The sequence below is a fragment of the Chryseobacterium kimseyorum genome, assembly GCF_025971945.1.
Classification (GTDB): domain Bacteria; phylum Bacteroidota; class Bacteroidia; order Flavobacteriales; family Weeksellaceae; genus Chryseobacterium; species Chryseobacterium kimseyorum.
Window position 1 is genome coordinate 1 of sequence record NZ_JAPDHW010000001.1, and the last position, 20,458, is coordinate 20,458.

Sequence of the window (20,458 nt, forward strand, 5' to 3'; positions counted from 1 at the left end):
ATTCTATACATCCATTTTTTTTCTTTCAAAATTTTTATTATCGTTTTGATTAACATCAAGACAAATGGATCATTAATTCCACAAATAGAATACAATAATTTTTTAATACATATTACAATGCAACAAGGAACAGTAAAATTCTTTAATGAGACTAAAGGATTTGGTTTTATCACTCCATCAACAGGTGGCCCGGACGTTTTCGTACACACTTCAGGATTAGTAGACAATATCCGTGAAAATGATGTCGTAACTTACGAATTACAAAATGGAAATAAAGGTGTTAACGCAGTTAACGTTAAAATAGCTTAACTTCTGAAGATCAATTTTCTTCGTTAGAAGATGCAAAGAGCAGATAATTTATTTATCTGCTCTTTTTTATTTTTAAAAATCATCAAAACTTTTATGCGCTTTAATTAGTGTCCGCAATTTCATTCGCAATTTTTTCCACAGGAGAATATTCTGTTGTATACTCTGTACTATTTTCTTTTGGCGCAGAATTTTTCAGTGTTTCGTATAAGATCATATTCCTTTGAAATTCTAAAGCTCTGGCAGTGAAAAACTGATCGATGGCACCACCTTTTACAAATGGAACCTCTTTGTCGTCAAAAGCATCCACAAGCAGTTGTTTTGTTTCCAGTAAATCTTTCAGTAAGATTTCTTTTGTTGTTTTTGTAAGCATTTTATTAGTGTTTTTGTTTTACTTGAATCATGTTATATGAATGATCAGAGCTATTCAAAAATAATTCCAAAAAAAATGGAGTGCTGGATTTGCTTAAAATGTTGATTCTGTGTTTAAAAAGTTTTTTACTACGCAGGTATATTATTGTAAATATCGAATACCAAATGCAATTCTAATAAAATCAAGGAGTATTATTTTTGCATAGATATACTGGTGATTAATAAATTATTTTACCATTTTCAATCTTTAAAATATTTTCTTTCTCAAGCTTTTTTATAGATCTGATCACAGTTTCCACGCGTAAGCCGGTTAAAGAAGCCATTTCCTGTCTCGTATATGGTATTTCATACGAAAATGGTTTTGTTTTTTTATTGAAATTTTTAAGGCAGTCCATCAGTCCGACTAATTTTGTAAAAGGATTGGTAGTGGTGAGATGATTGAGCATAATGTACCGGTACCTCATTCTCTCTGCGGTGTAATGATATAGCTGCAGTAATAACTTAGGGTCAGAAACAATCAAACGGATAAAGTTAGATTTTGCCAGCCGAATAATTTTACAGTCCTCCATAGCCACAGCATTGACAGGATACCGTTCTTCTGAAAACAAAAATGTTTCACCCACACAGTGACCCTCGGACGGTAAACTGTGGATAAACTCTTTGCCTTCGCTCTGATAATTATTAATTTTTACTTTTCCTTTCTGAATCTGATAGTAGTATTTTGGAACTGTTTGTTCTTTAAAAATATAATCATTCTTTTTAATGTTGTATAACACTGCTCCTGATGCAAAAAGCAGATCTTCGTCAATTATCATATTGTTTCGTTACTGGCTGTTCTATTTTTTATCATACGATTCATCTGAAATCCCTGATCTGTTCGCAATTCTGCTGAATTTTTACGGAGGCTAAATTTAGCAATGTTCCATAATGCGAGGCTATGACCTAGATCATAGGTGCAACGATAAAATATTGTCAAATTTAAGCCTGAAAACTATTTTATTATTTCCTGTAAATTAAGCTCAGATGGAACGGATCTTGTCTATTGATGAATTACATAAGAGCTTTTTTAAAGTCTCCCTTTAAAACAACCCTGATAATTAATGTAACCAAATAAACATCTACAATATGTTGATAGACAATGATCTACTAATACAGTATGGCGCGAAAGAAGAAACTTTCAGACCTGGAGACATCATCTTTGCGGAAGACAGTACTCCAAAATATTATTATCAGCTGACATCTGGCAGAGTCAAACTGAATCACATTGATGAAGCCGGTAAAGAGTTTATTCAGACAATTCTTACCGTTGGTCAGAGTGTTTGCGAGCTTATGCTTTTTATCGATGAGTGCTATCCGGTGAATGCTATCGTCCTGACGCCGTGTACGATCCTGAAAATTCCGAAGAAATATTTTTTTAAATTACTGGATGATCATCATCAGATTTCATTAGATATCAATAAGTTTCTTGCTGAAAGGCTGTATCAGAAGTTTTTAATGTTGCAAAATAATTCGTCACTCAATCCGGAAGTGAGATTGTTGGGGATCTTTAAATACATGAAGAGTTTTACCGAGGACAAGGAAGCGTACAGTTTCGAAGTGTTGGTCACCAGAAAAGATTTAGCATCGCTTACAGGTTTAAGAACAGAGACAGTGATCAGAACTGTGAAAAAAATGGAAGAGAACAAAATCCTCAAAATCAATAACGGAAAAATACTTTTTTAAATCCTGATCATTAATGTAAATGATCTGCTTACTTTTTAAAAATGTACGATTAGCATAATTTTAAAATTAAGTAAAATTTAATATAATTCACAGAGTGAAATAATCTACATTTGTAATGTTTTAGCAATCGATCAACTCATTATGAATTGAATACAGAAGAATGCTACATTATTTCTTATCATCAAATCCGCAAACTAAAACAGTAACCAAAAAGCATTTTATCATAAAGTGTTTGGCCAGTAAATTAGAATCAGATTAGAGATGAATTATAACGAAGCATTGTCGAGAACAATTACATTGAATAAATACGCAGCGGAATTTAATCTGGGTAAAATAAAGTACATCGTTGTTCCTTTCATGGAAGAAGAAATGAAACTGTTTCTTGATGACTACAGTAAAAAAGAACATTCTCAATCAGAACCAGACTGCAGAGCGTACAGTTCTGACGGAAATTTTGTTGTGTACAGAATGGATATTGATTCACCTGTCTTAAAAGATTCTGCTAAATATCAGGAATTTTGATTTTTGAAAGATTGGAAATTTTTAGATGAAAATTTTATTTTCTATTGACTTTATGCAGACACATTTATATGCAGGAATTAAGGAGTGTAGTTTGAAAGTTGCTGTATGTTGATTAATTAATTTTTTGATAACTAGTAAATCTCATTCACGAAGTTTACCATTCCCGTTACTAATAAACTTACCGCTTCTTACTGTAATCTTACTGTTTTAATCGCAAGAACCCATTCCTGCTGATCGCATCTGGGACATGTATGTTCACCCACACTTAATTTTTTGCTGTGACCACAGTACGTACACGCGTAAATATCTTCCTTTTCGATCGACTTAAGTTTTAGTTGGTAAGGTTTAGGCAGTACAGGCAATCCACAGACCACCTCGTCATCGTGATAGTAATAAAAACTTATATTTCCGGTTGTCTCCAGGATTGCAGTTTTTACCTGACCTACATGTTCAATAGATTCCTGTCGCATCTCAGAAAAAAATTCATCTTTAGCAAACGTGTGATCTTTGCGGACGCCTAAAACAAATTCACCATTTTCGATTACATATAGTGGTTCCCCTTCAATCATGTTTTCAAATTTTTCACTTTTAGTTGCAAAGTATGTTATGGTACGGTATAAAATGATAATTGCTGCAAAAACAATAACGGAAGGTACAATTGGAGCCTCTTTGTTAAACATTGGATCACCGGCTGCAGAACCTAAAGCAATAATGATTGCAACTTCAAAAAGGGAGAGCTGGCGGACTCCTTTCTTGCCAGACATTCTTAAAATCAGTAAAACCATGCTGAACATGATGAGCGTACGCAGTATAATCTCAAAAGTAAAACCAAAATCAAGGTCGCCGATAAAAATTTCGTTCCAGTCTAAATTCATAATGTTCTGTTAAGCTGATAAATGTGTGCCTCAATGTAAACAGGCAATTTTTATAATTACAAAATTCCCGCCAACGGACAAAACGTTTATGTCTAAAACTAGATCAAACTTTATTAAAAATAATTTAAACACAAAAGATCAGCTTAGGACCTTTAATGGTACGGGTGTTGCAAAGCATAAAGCACACTAATTAAAATTATTATTATGGACAGTACTAAAACGGTTTCAGTTTTAAACGATTTATTAAACATTACTAACGACAGAATTCAGGGATTCAGCAAAGTTGAGGACAAAGTTTGGGAACAGCATTCTTTACTAAGAGATGATTATGACCAGATGGTTAAAGAATCTCAGGAAATGAGATCTGATCTTATCAACTTGATTACGGAGCGTGGAGGAGAACCTGACGACACTTCAAGTGCAGCGGGTGCGATACACAGAACTTGGATTGATGTTAAAAATGCTTTCACAGGAAATAATCCTGAATCGACATTGGAGAATGTTGTATTTGGCGAAAAATCAGCGATAGCAGCTTATCAGGAAGCTTTACAGAGTGATAAATTATGTCCTCAAAGCACCGTGGTTGTTGCAGATCAGTTGGAACAGCTTAAATCGTCATATTCTAAATTTCAGAGTTTAGAAAAGTCAGCAGATTAAAATAAGATTTGTCATTACGTATAAATCTAATTACAATAATTTTTACTTTCTATTCTATAACCCTGAGAGCTTGGCTTTCAGGGTTATTATTTTAAAGGCACCGATTTGCCTGCCTCGTTTTCATTATTTTTAACATTTTAAATGATTATAATGAGTAAGAAACCAAGCTATTTAAATTTTAATCACAGAGAATATCACTGGAAGCCTGATGTCGACTACCGACTCCATCCAGAATTGTATCGGGTGGGAAAGGGAGAACAGGGTGTGCTTATCTGCGAACCCTACAAGAGTGAGATTGGTCAGTACTGGCGTTTCAAAACTAAAGAAATAGCAGTAGAGAGCTCAGATAAAATTTTCAGTTTATTTGAAGATTATATTCAAAAAGAAGATTTTGTGGGCGCAGATATGGCGAGAAAATTTCTGCAGATGGGCTTCACAAGAGCACGAAGGTATTACAACTATAAAGGCGGAAAAAAGTATGATGCTGAAAATAACTACCAGGAACTCGAGCGCGGAACCGGAGATCCTGAGAAAGCCGCTGCCGCAGAAGTCTTCTATGCGAAATGGAAAGAGGCAGAGGCAAACTCTCACTATGCAGAAATGAAAAAAGCATTTAAAAAAGAAAAAGGTTAATATGATTTTCTTTTAAATAATTTTTGAAAATAGAATATAAGATTTTGAATTGATTTTAAGTTTAACTGTTATTAAAATTCTAAAATCGACTTTTCCAAATCATGATATAGTAAAACTTTCCAATGTTCTTTTTTCGCAAGAATCTCCCATTCTGTCCGCTGATCTTTTGCAGTTTTACCGTCAAAATCCGTTTTGTAAGCCAAATGATATTTCAGGTAAGCCGATTGCGGAAGATTATCTGCTCCATAAAAATAAATTTCTTCTTCATTTTTAATCCAGAAGACCTGATGGAAAGGCGAATGGCCACCGGTTACCTGAAAAGTAATCTCATTAGAAATACTTCCGGAATCTTCATTCATCCAGATAATTTCAGCATTTTTAATGATAAAATCAAGAATTTCAAAATCGAAAGATAAACTGCCTTTTTTACTTAAAGCAAATTCATATTCTCTCTGTTGGATATAAATTTCAGCATCAGGAAAATTTAAAGTCCACTCTTCTGCGGAAGTATTGACCAGACCCGAAATGTGATCTTTGTGCAGATGTGAAAGTAAGATTTTATCAATTTGAGAAGGCGTAACTCCATGTTCTGAAAGATTCACAACAATTTTAGGCTGATCATTTTCAAACCATCCCAAACCAGCATCCAAAAGAATATTTTCAGTTTTAGTCATTACCAAAAATGGCTGAATGGACATTTTAATCCCTTTCGAAGATTCCTCAAGAAACACAAATTCTTTTTCTTTATTAGCAGAAAAATTCCCTTCTTTCAATGCGACCACTTTCATAATTTAAGATTTAATTGTCTGTGTTTTTAAGGTTAAAATAAATGAAATGGCAACGGCCAGACTGAGCAATCCGACAAACCAAAACCATGATGTGGCATGTAGAAAATAACCGCTGCCACTTCCCAAAACACTGGATCCGAAGTAATAAAACAGCCAGTAAATTGACGTTGCCGCAGATTTTGCCGACTTTGCTTTTACAGCTACCATTCTGCTCGCCATCGTATGTGCTGCAAAAAACGTGAAGGTAAATAATCCCAAGCCTACAATAACAATCCAGACATTGGTCGAAAAAAGACATAAAACTCCGATAATCATAGTTAATACTGAAGTTTTAAGAATCGTCGGCTGACTGTATTTTACAGACCATCTTCCTGAAAGCATCGTTCCGAACACACCTACCGTGTACATTAAAAAAATGAATGCGATAAAAACATGATTCAGCGAAAATGGTGGCTGTTCCAATCTGAAGCTCAGATAATTGTAAACACTCACAAAAGATCCCATCAGGAGTGCAGCGATGAAGTATAAACTTAAAAAATCCGGATCAGAAAAAAAAGTTTTCATCTGTCGCATTTTTAAGGCCAGACGCTGTCTCTGCGGTCTGAAAAATTGAGATTCAGGGAAAAATTTCCAGAAAACCAATGCCAGAAAAAGGCTCTCAATACCGATAACTAAAATGGCATTCCGCCATCCTAATTCTCCTGCCAGCAAGGTTGAGAAAATTCTTCCGCTCATTCCGCCGATAATATTTCCGCTCAGATACACGCTCAAGGTCAAACCCAAAACCGAAGATGAGACTTCTTCAGTGATGTAGGCCAAAGCGACCGCCGAAACTCCCGAAATAACAAAACCTTTTAAAACACCGAGAAAGACAAGGATTTCAAGTTGATGGACATATGAGGACATTAAGGTCAAAAATGCAGAACTGAGTAAAGAGAACAGCATGAGTTTTTTCCTTGAAAATGCGTCGGCTTTAAATGAAAAGAACAACAGTCCGGTGGCCATTCCGATCGTTGATGAAGAAACCAGTAGCGAACTGTCGCCAACCGAAGTCTTGAATTCTGAAGCGACATTGGGAAGCAGAGGCTGAAATAAATAAAGCTGTGAAAAGACCGATAAACCCGAAAGAAAAATACAGATTTGGATCGCCCATAATCGTTTTGTATTTTGTTCCGCTTTCTCCATTTGGTGTTTAAATTATTTTGATAAAGCAAAGTTCAGTATAATTTTTAAATTTGTAAAACGCTTTATTTCGATAACATCAATCTATAAAACCGATTTATGAATGGAACTCCGTCAACTAAAATATTTCCTCAAAGCTAAAGAGCTGATGAACTTTACGGAAGCTGCGAATGCGATGCACATCAGTCAGAGCACGCTTTCCCAACAGATCAAACAGTTGGAAATGGAAATCGACACGCCACTTTTCAACAGAATCGGCAAAAGAATTCAGCTTACAGAAGCCGGAAATGTTTTCGCTGAGTTTGCCAAAAAATCGGTCCGGAGCTCTGAAGAATCTTTACTGGCGATGCATGATCTGAAAAAACTCTCACGAGGAAGTCTTAAGATCGGCGTTTCGTATGGACTGCGTTCGATATTAGTTCCTGCTGTGAAAAATTTCATTCAGCATTATCCTCAGATCAATCTTGAAATCCTTTTTGAAACCACCGATATTCTGCTGAAAAAATTAAGCGATGCTGAACTTGATCTGGTTCTAAGTTATCAGGAAGCTCATCCGGCAGAAAATTTCATCTACCAAAATCTATTTGTTTCTGAAATGATGTTTGTAACTTCTGCAGATTCTGAATTTTCAAAACTGAAAAAGATCAATCTAAAAACCATTGCTGAACTTCCTTTGGCAATGCCTTTTGATGGATTCAGCACTACACATTACGTCATGGATTTATTTAAAAAAAATCATATTTCTCCCAACGTAAAAATGAAGATCAATGACATTCCGACTTTGATAGAGATTGTCGAAAACGGAATTTTTCACACCATTCTGGCCGATTCTACAGTAAATGACAGACAAAATCTGGTGACCATTCCGATTACAGAAAATAAGGCTGAACGAAAAGCTGTTCTAATGCAGCTGAAAGAAGCGTATCAAACCGAGGCGATGAAAAGTTTTTCTGAAATGATTATAAAAATCTGACTCATAATTTTCTGACGATTCCTTCACAAATTTTTTCCGATCTGTAATGTTGGATGGTATGTTTACGGCAACAAAATGAATTGTATTAAAAGAAAGTTTTAAAATTTAAAATACACTGAAGTATTTGGACACCACAGCCTGAACATTGAAAATTTCTGCCGATTTATTTTTCAGGATCTAACTATTGGTTTGGATATTAAAATGGAATAAAAAAAATAGACTGACGTAAAAGTCAGCCTATTATAATTAGTGGTTAAAAAAGAAATTTTATTTTTTAATTACTTTTACTGTTTTTGTAGATCCGTCAGTCATTGTAAGCATAACTACATACATACCGGATTTTAAATCTGCTAGATGAAGAGCAGAACCTGGTTTTTCTATAGTTTTAACCAATCTTCCGGAAATATCAACAATCGATACATTTTTTACATTCTTACTCTCTGAAATATTCAGTACATCAGTAAATGGATTTGGATATAATGTTATTTCATTTTTCAATCCTGTTTCTGATGTTCCAAGGCATGCATTTGCATCTGCAGTGGCTACCACGGCCTGTCTTGCACTTTCGCATGCACTTACAAACTTCCAGTTGTAGATGTAGTACCAGTAATTTGGACCGGAAGAAAAATTATTTCCAGTTACGTTAATAGCCGTTGATGTAAACGGATAGGTAGCACCGCCTGTATTTCTGTTCAGATTTAACGGTAATCCTGCTCCCTGGCCTATTCTGTAAGCAGTTCCCACTGGTAAAGTATAATTAATAGTCACAGTCTGTGGAGTCACTCCATCATTTACTGCTACAGTGTAAGGCACCGAAACCAATGTAGCTCCTGCGCTGTTTCTAATTTCTATCGCTGAAGCGGTACCAATCGCAACAGTTGAAGTTGGGAATACATCAATACTTGTCAGTGTGGTTTGTACTGTAACGTCAAAAATTTGATAATAGGTACCAATATCATAATTTGAAGCGCTTATACTTGATAAAGCAGAAGGATTTACTGGTCCTACTGTTCCATTAACACCGTCAGTTTTAGCAGATGCATAGTAGGTTGTAGTAGCAGCTAATGAAGGAGTTGTAAAAGAGTTTCCTGTATTAAGAGCAGTACCACCTGTTGAAGCAGCGTACCAGCTAATAATAGCTCCGGTTGGCGCTGTTGCGGTTAAGGTCGCTGTACTTCCAGGGCAGAAGGATGCTCCTGTAGTAGAAAGCAGAGCCGGTGGCTGACAAAGAGTTGTAAACGAAACAGCAACTGCCGTCCAGACACTTCTGTCGGCTCCGATGCACGCTGATCTTACCCAAACATAATATTTCGTTACTGGCAATAAACCGGTTATCGGTGCAGAAGTCGTAGTTGAAGTTACAGAATTCGTTGTATTCAGAACCGTTGATGATGTAGGAGCTGTGTTGGTTGTGCTGTAATATACTTCATATCCGTTTGCTGGAGCTGGAGTAGGTGCAGTCCAAGAAACTGATGCTCCTGACGGTGTTATAGCTGAAACTGTAACAGCTGTCGGCTCGAAACAAGTTGGTGTTAATTCATAAACTACATCATCAATCAAGACACTGTTAGCCGGAGTTCCGGTATGTCTGAAAGCTAAGGTCGTTATCCCTGCTGGTGCAGTTATACTGTTTAAGATAAAAGTATCAGCAACAGTGGTGCTGGTTGTCGTGAATGAACCCAAAGATGTAAAAGTTGCCTGATCAGCAGGATTGGTAAGATATCCTACCTGAATAATACCTCCCACAGTTGAATTAGATCTGGCTTTGAATCTTAATCGGTATGATCCGGACTGCAATGTGCTTACAGGTGGCATAGATATCATTGCAATGGCAGTTGCCGAAGAAGAATAAATGTACAGTACATTAGGGGATGATGCAATTGTTCCTGCCTGTGTATAAGCAGAACCCGTAGTTCCCACTTTTGTCCAACATGTTGGTAGAGCCGGAGTTGTAAGGGCATCAAAGTTTTCTGTAAAAGAAACAGACTGAGTACAAGGAGTAACCAAAGCAGAATTGGAATTAGCTGTCTGTCCTGAACCGCTACATGTTACCACACATCTGTAATAAATAGGTGTTCCCACGAATGTAGGTGGCGTGTAAAGTGCTGTAGTTGCTCCGGTTCCTGTTGTAACATTTGTCCATGTGCTGTTATCTGCGGATTCTTGCCACTGGAAAGTTAGTCCCACAACTCCGCTACTGAAACCTGACAGTAATAAAGATGCGCTTGGCTGGCCGGCAACTAAAGTTTGGCTGGCCGGAGCCACCGTTCCTGGTGTCGGTACGCCACTGCAAACAGGCGGTGGTGTCCACGAATAAGTAAGTCCACTTGCAGGGATTATTGCACCTCCGGTAGCAGCAGCCCCCTGGAATGGAAGTGTTGAATTGTTCGCTGTACCCGCGGTGGAAGCTGACCATGCAGTAGCACCGGTACCTGTGCGGTTAATAAAATCAACAGGAGCGTTGGCACCCTTTAACCCTACCTGAACTGTCGATGCAGTAGTTACCTGGCTTGATGCAGTATTGTTGTAAACCATTTGTATGGCATTCGTTCCTTCGTAAAGTTTTATCTGAAAATTCAGTACGTCTCCGCCACCGGCCCAACGCTGAACATTTTTCCACTGTACGGTAAGCACCTGAGAACCTGCTGTACCAGAAAGTGAATAAGAAATGTTATCAGGATCCACAAAAAATGCAGTCGCAGAAGTAGAACTTGTAGTTGCACTTGCAGACATCGTTATAGCAGTTCCTGAAACTGCTGTCACAGTAGTTCCCGTTGGAATCGCTGTACCCACCACACGCATACCGACAGTAATACTACTTGCCATTGCTGTATTTGTACCTGTAAGAGTAAGAGTAGGAGAACCAGACGTTCGCGTAGCAGCCGTTGCTCTTAACGAACCCGATAAATCTATACCAAATGCACTGATGATATCACCAGTATTAGCAGTTGTTGAAGAGATCGGTATACCTCCGGCTCCAGCAATTGTAGAACCAGTTGTAGAACCCAACATAATCCATCCATCAGTTCCTATATAGAAACCATTGTATGAAGCACCTCTATAATTAAAATTAAACCCTAGAGGAAAAGCATTGTAGGTACCTGCTGTAGTGGTTCCGTTGAGACCATCAGTTCCATTATGGAAAAATTGTGAATCAAAACCAGAAGTTGCAGTAGATGATAATACCATATTGGTACCTCCGGTAATTGGAGTATACGTTCCATTCGACTGAGCGAAGGTATAGCCTGAAACCACCTGTGCTTTAAGATTGGCGGTTAATGCAAGAAAAGTAAAAAGAAGGATGGCAAAATGTTTTTGCCACTTCAACTTTTCTCTTACAGAAGAGAGTTTTTTCATATATTGTTCTGTTTAAAAATTAGATCGTTAAATTAGTAAAATTTATAATACATTCTAAAAATATCTTAATTTTTTAATAAAATCAACATGAAATGATTTAAAATTTGCTGAATCCTTAATTTATTTAAAGTTTGAAACTACCGTCGCTACAAGGTTTCTTACATAAAAGTTGGCTAAAGATTGCCAATAAATTTCGAGATTTATTATGCTCACCTTAGTGTTTAGCATGGATCTTAAAGAATTCTGAAAGCTGTGTTTTACGACGTCTAAAAAAGAAATTGAGAGTTGATTGGGTTGGGGTAGAAAAAAGAAAATCTCCAGTTTATCATAAAACTATGGAGATTTTCAAATAGCATTTCGAAACAATATATCATGTATGCTTAAGGCTAAATAGTCAACTACTATGCCCTCAGATTGTTAAAATTTTACAATTGTTATTTGTTAACATATTGGGTAATATGCAGAGAATAAGTAATTTAAAGTAATAAAAATAGTTCTCAACAGAGATGAATATGCTTTTAATTAAACCAATTTATTAAAATATGAACACGGATGATTTCTATTAATAGGACACTTGTGAACAAAAATTGTGATGACTGTTCAGAATTTCTGATATTGAACTGTAAAGTTGCCTTAGGATACAATATTTGATGAGGCCCTAGAAATTTGTCAATAGGTTTTTCCATCATTGAAACCTGGAAAAACGATGATGTTCTATATTTTTTTAAAATTTCAAAATGGATTCTTATGTTGTTGTGGTGATTTTTATTTTCCACTAAAAAAACTGGACATGGTACTTAGCGCATCTACATGATGCATTATTTCTCCGTTATCCAGTGATTCCTTCGTAATCTGAAAAGCTCTTCTGCGCATCGATGTTTCATAAATTAAAAGGGAATCATGTAAAGCAGTGGAGTTTCTGTCTGTCAGGCTTTCACTCAGTTCAAGTGCATCAAGCATTGCCATATTTACACCTTCTCCTGCAAACGGTGGCATCAGATGCGCGGCGTCACCGATTACCGTAACATTGGATAAAGTTTCCCAACTCTGATCCAGAGGCATATAATTAATAGGCCTTGGAATAAACGGGGTAGTGGTATTTTCGAATAATTGATTCCAGATTTCACTCCATTCCGCATAATGCTTTTTAAACCAATCCAAAACTTGGGATGTGTCAGAAAAATTTAAACCGCTTTTCAACACCCAGTTTTCCTCGGCTCTGAAACTTGCGTAAAATCCTATGACTCCATCTGCTTTCTGCCCCATCAAAATATTTTTTTCGTCTCCGAAAGCCATCAATTTTCCTCCGCGAAGAAGTTTCGTAATTTCAGGTACAAGATTTTCAGCGTCGTAAATATTTCCTTCCAGCATCGTAATGCCTGAGTAAAGCACCTGAATATTCGTTATATAGGGCCTGATTTTTGAGTTGGCTCCATCCGCACCAATTACGAGATCTGCATAAGCTGTGGTTCCGTTTTTAAAATGCAACAGCCAGCCATCATTCTGTTTTTCCATGGACAGGAAATGACTGTCCCAGATAATATTTTCTGGTTTCAGTGAATCTAGAAGAATTTTTCTCAGTACACCCCGATCTATTTCGGGACGGAAATATTCATGTCCAAAATCTTCCTCTTTTATTATTTCGTGATCGCTGAAAACAACTTCCGCTTTTTCATTGGTGATTGTTGTTTTGTCAGCTCCTGACATATAATTTTTCTTAAATTCATCGAGCAATCCGGCCTTCCTTATCGCTGCCAAGCCTGAATTTTCATGAAGATCAAGAGGAGAGCCCTGCACTCTGGCACTCTTTCCAAAATCTCTTTCATACACTTTAACGTCGACATTTTTCAGTTGCAGCAGTCTTGCTAATGTCAGTCCGCCGGGACCGCCTCCTATAATGGCTATCTGTTTATTTTCAAGTAACATATTCTTTAAATTTAGAAGACAAAGTTACTTTTGATCATAGACTAAAAATTGTAAAAAAACGGTCGTTTTCATTCTTATGTAACTCTTTCGGCGAGACTCCGGAAAGCTGTTTTATTTCTTTAATAAAATGGGACTGATCTGTAAAATTGAGCTGAGGATAAAGATTTCCATCTTTAATATGAGAAAGTGAAGCCTGAAACCGAAGGATTTTACAATATGCTTTCAGAGAAAGTCCAAACTGCTGATTAAAGTAGCGGTTGATCTGGCGTTGGCTCCATGAAATTTTTTCAGCAAGTTCAGCAATTGAAATTTCTCCATCTGACGCAAAGATTAATTCAAATAACTTGACTTTCCGGACATCCAGTTTTTCAGGGATTAATGAAATTATTTTTCGTGTAATTTTATCGCAAAATAGATCAAAATCATTCAGATCATCGATGCTGATCTCCCAAAAGTTTTCGGGCATCAGTTTTCCGCTGTTTAAAATATCAGCAACGGTATCTTGTAAAATATATTCTGCTGCCAACGGATTAAAACTGACTGAACAGAAATCTGTGACTTCCTGTTCAGGAAATTTGGGTTTGGTTTCGAGGCCGAGAAGCGCGACGTTCAATTTTTTATCAGCGTTTTTCGAAAAAATTAGATCAATTTTTCCATTAGGAACAACCACTGCCTGATGTTGATTTGAAAAGTTTTGTAACGATGAAAAACAATAAACAAAATCTTTTATACTTTCGTGTGCCTGAGTGAGTTTAAAATCTAATTTTTGTTTCATTGTTTCAGTACATTATTTTTAAAATGCGTCACGCTTTTTTTAAAGTTGAGCAGTTGGCTGGGCTTTTTTTCTACAGTTAAAAACTGTATTGTCATTAAATAGAAAATTTGACAAGGAAATTAATCTACTTGTTACAGAACGAAAACCTTTAGAAGTAAATCAAAAAATGTTCAAGATAATTTAAAGATTGTAAAAAAGGCTTTAGCTCTTTTTAAGCGCAGAAGCTTTGTGCACTGCTTTTTTACCGGTTTTTTCACTCATCACTTCATACTGTGGCTCATCTTCAGACGCTCTGCGCTGACGACTCATAAATACAAAATCTTCGGTATGAATTTTAACAATGACTCCGTGAGTTTCTCCGTTTTGAAATTTCCATCTTACGTGGTCTCCTTTTTTAAGCATAATCATCAAATTTAATTAGGTTATAGATATTCTAAAAGTCAAACGTTTAAATACAAAAATGATACTATCTTAAACTAATCTCAAAACAATAAATTAATATTTGATATCATTTAGGGGAGTTATTTACAGTGAAGTTTAGATTCTGACGAATTAATTCTTTAAACTAATTACTGATTGAATTTAGTAGATGGAAATGTTTTTTGAGGCTCAAATCCGGATTAGAGTCTAATCATTTACTATTCAGCTTCAAAATTTTAAAAAGCTGAAACGTTTCTTTAACTGTAGTAGATTCTGCATTCTTAAAGATCTCACTCCTGTTAACCAACTCAAATGTTTCAGCGGTTGCGGAAGAAATGCTGCTCGGTAAACCCTGGCTCTTCTGCATATTTGAAAGTCCCTGCATCTCATGCATTCGCCTTTCGATATGGGTGATATATGTGGGCGTGGTTTTTTCTAAATCTTTAAAAGTTCCGGGTAAATATGATTGCAGGCTAGTCATCAGCTCATCCACAATTCCATAATGTGCAGCTGCAGTAATCGCCTCGAAGAATACAGCGTTAATACCTTTATTGACCAAAGAAAACAGCAGTTTGTAGGCAGAAGCTGATTCTATATTTTCACCGGCATCTTTTGTGTTGAAAATTCCATCAAACAAATCTAAAATATATTTCCTTTCTTTTCCGCTCAGAACAATGACAGAATCCTTTTCCATATCTTTGGAAGCACCCAAAACAGCGCCGTTAATGTGTACGGCATTCTTTGCTGCGAATATGTGATCAATCCTGGTGGCAGATTCAGGAGTGTTTGAATTTAAATCAACAAAAATCTTCTTTGCATGATGATCAGAAAGGCAACTGCTGATCTGTTCAGCGATTTCAACGCTTTTGTCTGGACTGTTGACAGACAGAATGATGTCGGATGCATCTACAACCTTTTGTAGCGACACAAGGTCTTCAATTTCCGACTTTTTAATGCGGTCAGCTGTTTTTTGTGATCTCCCTTCGCCCGCCGTAATCACGCGAAAATTATTTTTTAACAGAACTTCTGCTATGGCAAGTCCCATATCTCCGGGAAACAGCAGTCCTACGATCATTTCTTTTTTTATCATAATTTTAATGGAATACAGTTCGTGTTCTAATTACTTAGTTCGAGATAACGTTGATACTTTTAAAAATTTCCTCTAAATATTTTATGATCAGAATTTTTACAATTTATTAAGTTTATTAACCAGATAAATGATCATCTGTGCGACACTTTCGGCAGGGTAGGCAAAATCATTCTCCACCCAATTTTTGATCACCGCGATGCTTCCTTTTTCACCAAACTGATATGCCATTTCTACAAATGGCTGAGTTTCCGGGGTCAGTTCGATTTGATTTTACAGGAAAATGATTTCTTACACTGGTCAGGATGCGCGACAAAATTCCGCTTCCATCACCTTTGGTGAAAACTATTTTGCTCATCTCTCTGTCGTTTTCCAGCAGTTGGCAGCTCAGTAATATTACTTCGTCCATTTGGTGACTTTTTCGCAGCACGGCAGATAATTTTTCAAAAACTTCTTCTTCCAATTCTAAAAGTATATCCAACGGAACTGTGTAATGCCTGTAAAATGAATTTCTGTTAACATCAGCTGTTTTGCTCAACTCTGTTATGGAAATTTGACTTAATTCTTTTTCCTGTAGCAATTCAAAAAGCGCTTCACGCAGTACCTTTTTTGTATACTGTATTCTCCGGTCTTTTCTTAATTCCATCTTAATATTTTTTATTTACGCTACAATAAGATGCCATTATGTTCCTTAAAGTACAGAACTTATTGTTTTGAAACCTTTATTCAGATTTTCATCTATAGCTTTACAGTGTGATCAATAGTAGACATCATGATAAATAATGAACAAAGTGTATCACAAATTTAGATATTATTCGAATATTGATTACTGTGAATTATTTTAAATCTTAACCAATTAGAAAAAATATAATGAAAATAAAAAAGAAAATTCTCCTGACTGGTGCATCGGGAACTGTAGGTCTTGAGACTTTAAAAATTTTGGTGAAAAATGCTGATTATGACATTACTGTTTTTGATTTCAAAACTCGAAAGTCTGTTCATAAACTTGCGCCATTCAGTAAGAATGTAAAAATAGTTTATGGTGATATCGGGAACTTTTCAGCGGTCGAAAATGTCTGCCGGAATCAGGATGTTGCTATTCATTTAGCAGCGATTATCCCGCCACTTGCAGACATAAATCCTGAATTAGCTTATCATGTAAATGTAAAGGGAACAGAAAATCTTATTCAGGCTTTGGAAAAGAATTCTCCAAAATGTCACCTGTTTTTCAGCTCAAGTATTTCAGTGTACGGTGACCGGATTAGTACTCCAGAAATTTCTGTCACGGATCCGTTGAAACCGAGTGTTGGTGATCAGTATGGTGAAACCAAAGTGCTGTGTGAAAAGATTATTCAACAATCAAAACTGTCTTGGTCGATCTTTCGTCTGGCTGCCATCATGGGCAATCATAAAATGTCTAAACTGATGTTTCATATGCCGCTCGATACACCGATGGAAATCTGTACACCGCAGGATACAGGACGCGCTTTTGCAAATGCAGTGGCTCACCAGACTCAGCTTAAAAACCGGATCTTTAATCTGGGTGGAGGTCCAGATTGTGTGATTTTGTACCGTTCTTTCCTTTTAAAAATGTTTGAAGCTTTCGGGCTTGGTAAAGCGGATTTTCCTGAAAAAGCGTTTGCAGAAAAGAATTTCCATTGTGGAATAATGAAAGACGGCGATATGCTGGAAGACATCATTCGTTTTCGCCGTCAGAATTTAAGCGATTATTTCGATTTGGTCAATCAACAGGTCAATCCCATTCAGAAAAAAATAACCTTTGTTTTTCGTAACTTTATTAAACGTTGGTTGCTTTCACAGTCTGAACCGTATTATGCTTACCGAAAGGGAAATCATGAAGAAATAAACCATTATTTCAAAATGGATAAAAAGAATCTTGTTGAAACAGTTTAGTATTTACATTTAAATAAAAAAATATGTTAAAGAAAATAATTGTTGTCATGGTATTGATAACCATCAACGCAACGCTTTTTGCACAAAATAATTTTACAGTTGAAGTATCTGAACTTGTTGCTGATAAAGGCACTGTCTATCTCGGTCTTTATAATCAAAAGAATGGCTTTTTGAATGAAGGTTCTGCTGTTGTCAATGCCAAGATAAAGGCAAAAGGTAATAAAGTTAGTTATACTTTTAAGAATCTGCCCGTTGGAGAATATGCAGTTGCAGCTTATCAGGACGTAAACAGCAATGGCAAGTGCGACCGAAATTTCATTGGATATCCTACGGAGGGATTTGGTTTTTCAAAAAATTACAGACCGAAAGTTTCTGCTCCTAAATTTGATGAAGTGAAAATTTATGTGAAACAGTCGACAGCGACGAGTATTGCATTGATTAGAAATTAGCGTTACTTTAAATTTGTTACTGATATTCAAATCGATATCTTCCCGGTAAAAACCATTGACCAACTGATCTTAACAAATAAATTCATAATATTTTGAATTAAATATAATAAAAGTACAATTAATTCGTTATCTTAGTACACAATTCGGTAATGTACCGGAAAAATTTAACATTCTTCTTATTCCAACACCCGATTTTAGCACATCTGTTTGTTCGCATAAAGTTGATCAAATATGATGTTTATGTCACAAAAAGTAAAATTTTCATCCGCTTCCGGTTCAAGTTTCTATGCAACCGTCAGAAAAAGGGTAGAGCAGTATTTCGTTCAGAATCAGATTAGCCAGCACGCCAATGCTCAAATGTGGGGCAAAACTAGTTTTTTCCTTATCGGATTTGTCGGAACTTATCTTTTAATCATTTTCGGTCTTACACCGATTTGGATGCTTCTTCCGCTTTCAGCGATATTGGGTATGTTCAGTGCTTTCGTGGGATTTAATGTATGTCATGATGCAATTCATGGGGCACTTTCTGGCAATAAGAAAGTGAATAAGATCTTTGGATTTGTTTTTAATCTTGTAGGTGCCAATCCTTATGTATGGAGCATCACGCATAACGTTGTTCACCACACGTATACCAATATTCCCGGGCACGATGAGGATATTGACGTTGCGCCGGGACTGATCCGTATTTCGGAAGATGATGAAGTAAACGCTATTCAGCGTTACCAGCACTGGTATGCTTTTCCGCTTTACAGTCTTGCTTCTCTGTCCTGGGTTTTCCGTAAGGATTACAAGAAGTTTTTCCAGAATAAAATTGGAGCACACCGTAATAAACACCCTAAGCGTGAGTATTTTAATTTGTTTTTCTACAAAGGTCTTTACTATCTTCTCTTTATCATATTGCCACTGTTGGTTCTCGATATCACTTGGTGGCAGTTTATCATAGGCTTTCTGCTACTGCACATTGCGCAGGGATTAACAATGGGACTGGTTTTTCAGCTTGCACACGTGGTTGAAGGTACAGACTTTCCGGTTCCCAACGAGACCGGACAGATTGAAGAAGCCTGGGCAGAACACCAAATGCGGACTACGGCAAATTTCGCTACGCATAACAAGTTCGCGGCATTTTTCCTCGGAGGTCTGAACAGGCAAATCGAGCATCACCTTTTTCCAAAGGTCTGCCATATCCATTACGGAGAAATTTCTTTGATTGTCAAAAAAACTGCAGAGGAATTTAACTTACCGTACATCGAAAATAAGAGTTTCGTATCTGCGTTGAAGTCACATTTTGTAACGCTGAAAAAATTTGGCAAAGAAGCAGCTGCCGTGAATTAAATTAAAATATCTGATGGTTATTGCCATAAATGTTGTCACCTTTAGGAAAGGGACTGCTAGAGATGACTTTTATTCATGTATTCAGTCAAATCTGTTTATAATCAGATTTGTTTTTTGCTGTAATATCTTTTGATTTGTAATAGTCCAGCCAGTTTTTAATTCTTCCGACAAACATTTTAAGATAGTTTTCGGTTAAAAATATATTTGACCAATCAAACCGCTGCGCCTGAACGCCAAGATAAAATACAAAAATAGATGCTCCCGCTTCCGGAATTAGGTTGAGCTCTTTTTCAGATAAATTTCTTTCTGTAAGATATCCGTCCAGGAAACTTTCAACTTTACTTTCATATTCGTTTTTATCAGTTTCAATGAAAAAAAGCTGTTTACAAAAATATGCAACATCTAAAATCAGCAATCCATTTCCACAATTATCAAAATCAAAGACAGTGATTTCGTTGTCTTTGTTCACCGCCAGATTATCATACCAAATGTCGAGATGTACGATTCCTTTTTGATTTTCTGACCAATCACTTTCATTAAATTTCTTGGATATTGTAGAACCAATTTGCTTAAGATATTCCATTTCACTTAAATCGTCAGAAAAATATAAGTTGAGATGGTTATAAGCTTTATTCAAAAGAATCTCAGGATTGTATGTAGTTCTTTCGATCTTTGTGTCTGCAGTCAGATTATGAATTTTTGCCATCACTGTACCGATTGCGGCGCAGGTTTCATTTGTCATGAACCGCATTTTTTCACCTTCTGCGAAACTGAAGAGCACCACGTGCCGCAATCCTTCCGGTGCGTTTATTTCCTGAATAAAATTTCCATCTCTGTCAGGAAGCGGAAACGAAACTGAAAGATTATTTTTCTTAAGCATCTGCAGAAGTTTCAGTTCCTGCTCAATTTCAATTTTTGTTCTCCATTGATGACAGTAGACCCTTACAACATATTTTGTACAGGAATCGGAGATAAAATATGTGTGATTAACTCCCGTTCTAAACAGCCTGCAATCGAAATTATCATGCAATTGATATTTTTCTCGGATAAATTCACCAAGTTCTTGTTGTGATAATGTTGAGGCGGTAACGGGGAAAGTTGTCATTGTCTGATTGATTTCTTTTGTAAATCTAAAAATTTCTTTCTAAGTTATTTTTTGAGTTTCATG

The 20,458-nt window shown here is 36.4% G+C and carries 22 protein-coding genes; 9 read left to right on the top strand and 13 right to left on the bottom strand.

Going from position 1 to position 20,458, the window contains the following annotated elements; translation table 11 throughout:
- Window positions 1-117: 117 nt before the first annotated feature.
- Window positions 118-309, top strand: a complete 192-nt coding sequence (locus tag OMO38_RS00005) for a cold-shock protein (protein WP_264748194.1) — start codon at window positions 118-120, stop codon at window positions 307-309.
- Window positions 310-409: 100 nt separating this feature from the next.
- Here OMO38_RS00005 and OMO38_RS00010 read toward each other — a convergent pair whose 3' ends face one another.
- Together OMO38_RS00010 and OMO38_RS00015 are read right to left on the bottom strand one after the other, a co-directional pair.
- Window positions 410-679: a hypothetical protein gene (locus tag OMO38_RS00010; protein ID WP_264748195.1), complete on the bottom strand. Its 270-nt coding sequence runs from the start codon at window positions 677-679 to the stop codon at window positions 410-412.
- Window positions 680-896: 217 nt separating this feature from the next.
- Window positions 897-1,493, bottom strand: a complete 597-nt coding sequence (locus tag OMO38_RS00015) for a Crp/Fnr family transcriptional regulator (protein WP_264748196.1) — start codon at window positions 1,491-1,493, stop codon at window positions 897-899.
- 310 nt (window positions 1,494-1,803) lie between these two features.
- Here OMO38_RS00015 and OMO38_RS00020 point away from each other — a divergent pair, with 310 nt between their 5' ends.
- Together OMO38_RS00020 and OMO38_RS00025 are read left to right on the top strand one after the other, a co-directional pair.
- Window positions 1,804-2,400 (top strand): Crp/Fnr family transcriptional regulator, encoded by a 597-nt coding sequence (locus OMO38_RS00020; protein ID WP_264748197.1) that lies wholly within the window; start codon window positions 1,804-1,806, stop codon window positions 2,398-2,400.
- Window positions 2,401-2,661: 261 nt separating this feature from the next.
- Window positions 2,662-2,922 carry a hypothetical protein gene (locus OMO38_RS00025; RefSeq protein WP_264748198.1) on the top strand — a complete coding sequence of 87 codons (261 nt, stop codon included), beginning with the start codon at window positions 2,662-2,664 and terminating at the stop codon, window positions 2,920-2,922.
- A gap of 188 nt (window positions 2,923-3,110) precedes the next feature.
- Here the strand turns inward: OMO38_RS00025 and OMO38_RS00030 are convergent, their stop codons facing one another.
- Window positions 3,111-3,797, bottom strand: coding sequence for a DUF421 domain-containing protein (locus OMO38_RS00030; RefSeq protein ID WP_264748199.1), 687 nt, complete (start codon window positions 3,795-3,797; stop codon window positions 3,111-3,113).
- Window positions 3,798-4,001: 204 nt separating this feature from the next.
- Between OMO38_RS00030 and OMO38_RS00035 the strand changes: the two genes are divergently transcribed.
- The gene (locus OMO38_RS00035; protein WP_264748200.1) at window positions 4,002-4,454 is read left to right on the top strand and encodes a ferritin-like domain-containing protein; all 453 of its coding nucleotides are present in this window, start codon (window positions 4,002-4,004) and stop codon (window positions 4,452-4,454) included.
- A 150-nt stretch (window positions 4,455-4,604) separates the two neighbouring features.
- Complete coding sequence (locus OMO38_RS00040; RefSeq protein WP_264748201.1) at window positions 4,605-5,087, top strand: DUF4385 domain-containing protein; 483 nt, start codon at window positions 4,605-4,607, stop codon at window positions 5,085-5,087.
- A gap of 71 nt (window positions 5,088-5,158) precedes the next feature.
- Here OMO38_RS00040 and OMO38_RS00045 read toward each other — a convergent pair whose 3' ends face one another.
- Together OMO38_RS00045 and OMO38_RS00050 are read right to left on the bottom strand one after the other, a co-directional pair.
- Window positions 5,159-5,875 (bottom strand): MBL fold metallo-hydrolase, encoded by a 717-nt coding sequence (locus OMO38_RS00045; RefSeq protein ID WP_264748202.1) that lies wholly within the window; start codon window positions 5,873-5,875, stop codon window positions 5,159-5,161.
- Window positions 5,876-5,878: 3 nt separating this feature from the next.
- Window positions 5,879-7,060 (bottom strand): MFS transporter, encoded by a 1,182-nt coding sequence (locus OMO38_RS00050; protein ID WP_264748203.1) that lies wholly within the window; start codon window positions 7,058-7,060, stop codon window positions 5,879-5,881.
- A gap of 100 nt (window positions 7,061-7,160) precedes the next feature.
- Between OMO38_RS00050 and OMO38_RS00055 the strand changes: the two genes are divergently transcribed.
- Window positions 7,161-8,030 (top strand): LysR substrate-binding domain-containing protein, encoded by an 870-nt coding sequence (locus OMO38_RS00055; RefSeq protein ID WP_264748204.1) that lies wholly within the window; start codon window positions 7,161-7,163, stop codon window positions 8,028-8,030.
- A gap of 267 nt (window positions 8,031-8,297) precedes the next feature.
- Here OMO38_RS00055 and OMO38_RS00060 read toward each other — a convergent pair whose 3' ends face one another.
- From OMO38_RS00060 to OMO38_RS00090, 7 genes are all read right to left on the bottom strand, one after another.
- Complete coding sequence (locus tag OMO38_RS00060) at window positions 8,298-11,387, bottom strand: Ig-like domain-containing protein (RefSeq protein ID WP_264748205.1); 3,090 nt, start codon at window positions 11,385-11,387, stop codon at window positions 8,298-8,300.
- Between the two features lie 765 nt (window positions 11,388-12,152).
- Window positions 12,153-13,313 carry an FAD-dependent oxidoreductase gene (locus OMO38_RS00065; RefSeq protein ID WP_264748206.1) on the bottom strand — a complete coding sequence of 387 codons (1,161 nt, stop codon included), beginning with the start codon at window positions 13,311-13,313 and terminating at the stop codon, window positions 12,153-12,155.
- A gap of 34 nt (window positions 13,314-13,347) precedes the next feature.
- Window positions 13,348-14,088: a helix-turn-helix domain-containing protein gene (locus tag OMO38_RS00070; RefSeq protein ID WP_264748207.1), complete on the bottom strand. Its 741-nt coding sequence runs from the start codon at window positions 14,086-14,088 to the stop codon at window positions 13,348-13,350.
- Window positions 14,089-14,289: 201 nt separating this feature from the next.
- The gene (locus OMO38_RS00075) at window positions 14,290-14,490 is read right to left on the bottom strand and encodes a hypervirulence associated TUDOR domain-containing protein (RefSeq protein WP_264748208.1); all 201 of its coding nucleotides are present in this window, start codon (window positions 14,488-14,490) and stop codon (window positions 14,290-14,292) included.
- 229 nt (window positions 14,491-14,719) lie between these two features.
- Window positions 14,720-15,598, bottom strand: coding sequence for an NAD(P)-dependent oxidoreductase (locus tag OMO38_RS00080; RefSeq protein ID WP_264748209.1), 879 nt, complete (start codon window positions 15,596-15,598; stop codon window positions 14,720-14,722).
- 96 nt (window positions 15,599-15,694) lie between these two features.
- Complete coding sequence (locus OMO38_RS00085; RefSeq protein ID WP_264748210.1) at window positions 15,695-15,826, bottom strand: hypothetical protein; 132 nt, start codon at window positions 15,824-15,826, stop codon at window positions 15,695-15,697.
- Window positions 15,807-16,241: a TetR/AcrR family transcriptional regulator gene (locus OMO38_RS00090; RefSeq protein WP_264748211.1), complete on the bottom strand. Its 435-nt coding sequence runs from the start codon at window positions 16,239-16,241 to the stop codon at window positions 15,807-15,809. Before OMO38_RS00090 ends, OMO38_RS00085 begins: the two co-directional genes overlap by 20 nt.
- Before the next feature lie 224 nt (window positions 16,242-16,465).
- On the opposite strand from OMO38_RS00090, the gene OMO38_RS00095 reads away from it, so the two are divergent.
- From OMO38_RS00095 to OMO38_RS00105, 3 genes are all read left to right on the top strand, one after another.
- On the top strand, window positions 16,466-17,509 hold the full coding sequence (locus tag OMO38_RS00095; RefSeq protein ID WP_264748212.1) for an NAD-dependent epimerase/dehydratase family protein: 1,044 nt from the start codon (window positions 16,466-16,468) through the stop codon (window positions 17,507-17,509).
- Between the two features lie 23 nt (window positions 17,510-17,532).
- Window positions 17,533-17,958: a DUF2141 domain-containing protein gene (locus OMO38_RS00100; protein ID WP_264748213.1), complete on the top strand. Its 426-nt coding sequence runs from the start codon at window positions 17,533-17,535 to the stop codon at window positions 17,956-17,958.
- 240 nt (window positions 17,959-18,198) lie between these two features.
- Window positions 18,199-19,290: a fatty acid desaturase family protein gene (locus OMO38_RS00105; protein WP_264748214.1), complete on the top strand. Its 1,092-nt coding sequence runs from the start codon at window positions 18,199-18,201 to the stop codon at window positions 19,288-19,290.
- An 85-nt stretch (window positions 19,291-19,375) separates the two neighbouring features.
- Here the strand turns inward: OMO38_RS00105 and OMO38_RS00110 are convergent, their stop codons facing one another.
- Window positions 19,376-20,395 carry a phosphotransferase gene (locus OMO38_RS00110; RefSeq protein ID WP_264748215.1) on the bottom strand — a complete coding sequence of 340 codons (1,020 nt, stop codon included), beginning with the start codon at window positions 20,393-20,395 and terminating at the stop codon, window positions 19,376-19,378.
- Window positions 20,396-20,458: the final 63 nt, after the last annotated feature.

What these genes read in the sequence shown, in the direction of transcription:
- OMO38_RS00005 (WP_264748194.1), top strand. Translation starts at nt 118, where the DNA reads ATGCAACAAGGAACAGTAAAATTCTTTAATGAGACTAAAGGATTTGGT.
- OMO38_RS00010 (WP_264748195.1), bottom strand. Translation starts at nt 679, where the DNA reads ATGCTTACAAAAACAACAAAAGAAATCTTACTGAAAGATTTACTGGAA.
- OMO38_RS00015 (WP_264748196.1), bottom strand. Translation starts at nt 1,493, where the DNA reads ATGATAATTGACGAAGATCTGCTTTTTGCATCAGGAGCAGTGTTATAC.
- OMO38_RS00020 (WP_264748197.1), top strand. Translation starts at nt 1,804, where the DNA reads ATGTTGATAGACAATGATCTACTAATACAGTATGGCGCGAAAGAAGAA.
- OMO38_RS00025 (WP_264748198.1), top strand. Translation starts at nt 2,662, where the DNA reads ATGAATTATAACGAAGCATTGTCGAGAACAATTACATTGAATAAATAC.
- OMO38_RS00030 (WP_264748199.1), bottom strand. Translation starts at nt 3,797, where the DNA reads ATGAATTTAGACTGGAACGAAATTTTTATCGGCGACCTTGATTTTGGT.
- OMO38_RS00035 (WP_264748200.1), top strand. Translation starts at nt 4,002, where the DNA reads ATGGACAGTACTAAAACGGTTTCAGTTTTAAACGATTTATTAAACATT.
- OMO38_RS00040 (WP_264748201.1), top strand. Translation starts at nt 4,605, where the DNA reads ATGAGTAAGAAACCAAGCTATTTAAATTTTAATCACAGAGAATATCAC.
- OMO38_RS00045 (WP_264748202.1), bottom strand. Translation starts at nt 5,875, where the DNA reads ATGAAAGTGGTCGCATTGAAAGAAGGGAATTTTTCTGCTAATAAAGAA.
- OMO38_RS00050 (WP_264748203.1), bottom strand. Translation starts at nt 7,060, where the DNA reads ATGGAGAAAGCGGAACAAAATACAAAACGATTATGGGCGATCCAAATC.
- OMO38_RS00055 (WP_264748204.1), top strand. Translation starts at nt 7,161, where the DNA reads ATGGAACTCCGTCAACTAAAATATTTCCTCAAAGCTAAAGAGCTGATG.
- OMO38_RS00060 (WP_264748205.1), bottom strand. Translation starts at nt 11,387, where the DNA reads ATGAAAAAACTCTCTTCTGTAAGAGAAAAGTTGAAGTGGCAAAAACAT.
- OMO38_RS00065 (WP_264748206.1), bottom strand. Translation starts at nt 13,313, where the DNA reads ATGTTACTTGAAAATAAACAGATAGCCATTATAGGAGGCGGTCCCGGC.
- OMO38_RS00070 (WP_264748207.1), bottom strand. Translation starts at nt 14,088, where the DNA reads ATGAAACAAAAATTAGATTTTAAACTCACTCAGGCACACGAAAGTATA.
- OMO38_RS00075 (WP_264748208.1), bottom strand. Translation starts at nt 14,490, where the DNA reads ATGCTTAAAAAAGGAGACCACGTAAGATGGAAATTTCAAAACGGAGAA.
- OMO38_RS00080 (WP_264748209.1), bottom strand. Translation starts at nt 15,598, where the DNA reads ATGATAAAAAAAGAAATGATCGTAGGACTGCTGTTTCCCGGAGATATG.
- OMO38_RS00085 (WP_264748210.1), bottom strand. Translation starts at nt 15,826, where the DNA reads ATGGCATATCAGTTTGGTGAAAAAGGAAGCATCGCGGTGATCAAAAAT.
- OMO38_RS00090 (WP_264748211.1), bottom strand. Translation starts at nt 16,241, where the DNA reads ATGGAATTAAGAAAAGACCGGAGAATACAGTATACAAAAAAGGTACTG.
- OMO38_RS00095 (WP_264748212.1), top strand. Translation starts at nt 16,466, where the DNA reads ATGAAAATAAAAAAGAAAATTCTCCTGACTGGTGCATCGGGAACTGTA.
- OMO38_RS00100 (WP_264748213.1), top strand. Translation starts at nt 17,533, where the DNA reads ATGTTAAAGAAAATAATTGTTGTCATGGTATTGATAACCATCAACGCA.
- OMO38_RS00105 (WP_264748214.1), top strand. Translation starts at nt 18,199, where the DNA reads ATGTCACAAAAAGTAAAATTTTCATCCGCTTCCGGTTCAAGTTTCTAT.
- OMO38_RS00110 (WP_264748215.1), bottom strand. Translation starts at nt 20,395, where the DNA reads ATGACAACTTTCCCCGTTACCGCCTCAACATTATCACAACAAGAACTT.